Origin of the sequence: Nostocoides japonicum T1-X7 (assembly GCF_001046855.1) — a bacterium.
GTDB lineage: Bacteria > Actinomycetota > Actinomycetes > Actinomycetales > Dermatophilaceae > Nostocoides > Nostocoides japonicum.
In genome coordinates, this window is sequence record NZ_HF570958.1 from 4,413,026 (window position 1) to 4,416,517 (window position 3,492).

4 protein-coding genes are annotated in these 3,492 nt (G+C 73.1%); 3 read left to right on the forward strand and 1 reads right to left on the reverse strand.

Annotated elements, in window-relative coordinates; genetic code table 11:
- Nucleotides 1-70: 70 nt before the first annotated feature.
- Nucleotides 71-439, reverse strand: a complete 369-nt coding sequence (locus BN12_RS20065) for a hypothetical protein (RefSeq protein WP_048555254.1) — start codon at nt 437-439, stop codon at nt 71-73.
- 159 nt (nt 440-598) lie between these two features.
- Between BN12_RS20065 and BN12_RS20070 the strand changes: the two genes are divergently transcribed.
- From BN12_RS20070 to BN12_RS20080, 3 genes are all read left to right on the forward strand, one after another.
- Nucleotides 599-2,302, forward strand: coding sequence for a nitrite/sulfite reductase (locus tag BN12_RS20070; RefSeq protein WP_048555255.1), 1,704 nt, complete (start codon nt 599-601; stop codon nt 2,300-2,302).
- On the forward strand, nt 2,299-3,027 hold the full coding sequence (locus tag BN12_RS20075) for a phosphoadenylyl-sulfate reductase (protein WP_048555257.1): 729 nt from the start codon (nt 2,299-2,301) through the stop codon (nt 3,025-3,027). The genes BN12_RS20070 and BN12_RS20075 overlap by 4 nt, the downstream gene beginning before the upstream one ends.
- A 34-nt stretch (nt 3,028-3,061) precedes the next feature.
- Nucleotides 3,062-3,492, forward strand: a 431-nt coding sequence (locus BN12_RS20080) for a precorrin-2 dehydrogenase/sirohydrochlorin ferrochelatase family protein (RefSeq protein ID WP_048555259.1), incomplete at its 3' end; no start/stop codon positions are given.

Genomic DNA, 3,492 nt, shown 5'->3' on the forward strand with positions numbered 1-3,492 from the left:
CCCCTGGCCATCTGCCACCCGATCGGGGCCTGTGCACCACCCCAGCGTGCCCGACAAGGATCCTTCAGCCTCAGAGCCGCGGGACGAACCGCTTGCCGGAGAAGGCCTCGAGGAGCAGGTCGGCGCTCCGCTTCGCGGCGAGGAGGCGGACACCCTCCGCCTCGAGGTCGGCCATGACCTGGGCGAGGCCCTCCGGCCCGACGTGCTCGCCGAGCTCGACGCGGACGTCGCGGTAGGCCTGCCGCATCGCGGCGAGCTGGGCGTCGATGTGGCGACGCGCCACCCAGGCGAGGGCGATGGGATGACGGCGCCACCCGGCATACCCGCGATAGTCCGCGGGACAGTGGTCGAGCAGCCACGACACGGCAGGAACCTGCCACCCGTCGGCCTCCGGGGGCGGGACGGCCGCGGGCCAGCCGGGCGGGACGGGTGCGCTCACCCAGACATTGTCGGAGCCGCTGCCGACAGCCGACCGAGTCCGCCGGTGGCCGGATCCAGAGGCCCGCCCGATAGGTCCGGATGATGGACCCACTCGCGTCCATAGATAATGCGGGCTTATGGTTTTCATCATGCATCGTTGTCTTCCGGGAGGCCTGTCATGACCGTGACCGAGGCCCGCAGGGCCCCTGTGCGTCCGCCCCGGGCGGGACGGTCCAACGGCCAGTGGGCCATCGACGGGCGCGCTCCGCTCAACGCCAACGAGGAGCTCAAGGCTGCCGACAACGGGCTCAACGTCCGGCAGCGCATCGAGTCGATCTACGCGCACGAGGGCTTCGACTCGATCCCCGACGACGACCTGCACGGCCGGTTCCGCTGGTGGGGGCTCTACACCCAGCGCCGTCCCGGCATCGACGGGGGCCGCACCGCCCAGCTCGAGACGAGCGAGCTCGAGGACCGCTACTTCATGCTCCGGGTCCGGACCGACGGGCAGTCGCTGTCCCCCGCCGCCCTGCGCGTCCTCGGCGGGATCTCCACCGAGTTCGCCCGCGACACCGCCGACATCACCGACCGGCAGAACATCCAGTACCACTGGATCTCCATCGAGGACATGCCCGAGATCTGGCGCCGCCTGGAGTCCGTCGGACTCGAGACGACGACCGCCTGCGGCGACACCCCGCGAGGCTTCCTCGGCAGCCCGGTCGCCGGCGTCGCCGCGGACGAGATCATCGACCCGACACCGGTCATCCGGGAGATCAAGCGGCTCTACCTCGGCGACCCCGAGCTCGCGAACCTGCCCCGGAAGTTCAAGACCGCGGTCACCGGCCACCCGAGCCTCGACGTCGTCCACGAGATCAACGACATCTCGCTCGTCGGCGTCCGCCACCCCACCCTCGGGCCGGGCTACGACCTGTGGGTCGGCGGCGCCCTGTCGACGACCCCGATGCTCGCCGAGCGGCTCGGCGCCTTCGTCAGCGAGGAGCGGGCCGCCGACGTCTGGCACGGCGTCGTCCGGATCTTCCGGGACTACGGCTACCGCCGGCTCCGCAACAAGGCACGCCTGAAGTTCCTCCTCGCCGAGTGGGGGGCGGAGAAGTTCCGCCAGGTGCTCGAGACGGAGTACCTCGGGTATGCCCTGCCGGACGGTCCCGCGCCCGAGCCGGCCCGCGGCGCCGGGGACCACGTGGGGGTCCACGCCCAGAAGGACGGCCGATTCTACGTCGGGGCGACGCCGGTCGTCGGCCGGGTCGGTGGCCCGCTGTTCACCGACCTCGCGGAGCTCATCGAGCGCGTCGGCGCGACCCGGGTGCACCTCACCGCCCACCAGAAGCTCGTCATCCTCGACGTCCCCGAGTCCCGAGTCGAGGAGCTCGTCGCCGGCCTCGACGAGCTCGGTCTCACGACGACGCCGAGCCCGTTCCGCCGCTCGACGGTCGCCTGCACCGGCATCGAGTTCTGCAAGCTCGCGATCGTCGACACGAAGGACACGGCGGCGCGCGCTGTCGCCGAGCTCGAGCGGCGGTTCGCCGGCGAGGACCTCGACCAGCCCATCTCGCTCCACGTCAACGGCTGCCCGAACTCCTGCGCCCGCATCCAGACGGCCGACATCGGCCTCAAGGGCCAGATCGTGACGACCGACGACGGCGTCCAGCAGCCCGGCTTCCAGGTGCACCTCGGCGGCGGCCTCGCGTCCACCGACCGTGAGGAGGCCGGGCTCGGCCGGACCGTCCGCGGCCTGAAGGTCACCGCCGAGCAGCTGCCCGACTACGTCGAGCGCGTCATCCGCCGCTACCAGGCGGACCGGGTCGAGGGCGAGAGCTTCGCCGCGTGGGCCCACCGGGCCGAGGAAGGAGCGCTGCAGTGACCTCCGTCGCCCTCCGTCCGCACCGGGTCCGCCGCCGCTCGCGCGACGAGCTGCGGGCCATCGCCGAGGAGGGCGCCGCGGCGCTCGGTGACGCCGACGCCGCGACCGTCGCCGCGTGGGCGGCCGAGACCTTCCCGGGCACCCTCGCGGTGGCCTGCAGCATGGCCGATGCCGTTCTGCCACACCTGATCTCGCGATACTCCCCGGGTGTCGACGTCCTCTTCCTCGACACCGGCTACCATTTCACCGACACGCTCGTCACGCGCGACATCGTCGCGGAGCGGCTGCCGGTCACCGTCGTCGACGTCACGCCGGAGCTCACCGTCGCCGAGCAGGACGCGGCATACGGGCCTCGCCTGTTCGAGCGCGACCCGGCGGCCTGCTGCCGGATGCGCAAGGTCGAGCCGCTGGCCCGCGCGCTCGGCGGCTACGAGGCCTGGGCCACCGGCGTCCGGCGCGACGAGGCCATGACCCGGACCAACACGCCGCTCGTCGCCTGGGACGAGCGGAACGGCATGGTCAAGGTGAACCCGCTCGCCGCCTGGTCCTTCGAGGACCTCATGGGGTATGCGACGGAGCACGACGTCCCCGTCAACCTCCTCGTGGGGGCGGGGTACCCGTCCATCGGCTGCGAGCCGTGCACCCGTCCCGTCGCCCCCGGCGAGGACCCGCGGGCCGGCCGGTGGGCCGGGTTCGCGAAGACCGAGTGCGGCCTGCACACCTGAGCCACCCCACCGACCTCACGACACCGAGCACCCCATGAGCCTCCCCCTCGCCCTCGACCTCACCGGTCGTCGCGTCGTCGCCGTCGGTGGCGGCCCCGTGTCGGCACGCCGGGTGGCGGCCTTCGTCGCCGAGAGCGCCCACGTCCGGGTCGTCGCGCCGTGGCTCTGCGAGGACCTCGTCGACCTCGTCGTCGAGGACCGGATCGAGTGGGAGGCCCGCGACTACGCCGGACCGGAGGACCTGGCGGGCGCCTGGCTCGTCCACACCGCGACCGGCGACCCGCGGATCGACCGCGCCGTGTCCGCCGACGCCGAGGCGCACCGGGTGTGGTGCGTCGACGCGGCCGACGCGTCGCGGTCCCGGGCCGCCGTGCCCGCCCGGGCCACCGTCGACACCCCCGACGGCACGGTGACGGTCGCCGTGCACACCGGCGGGGGTCCCCGGCTCCCCGTCGCCCCCCGCAA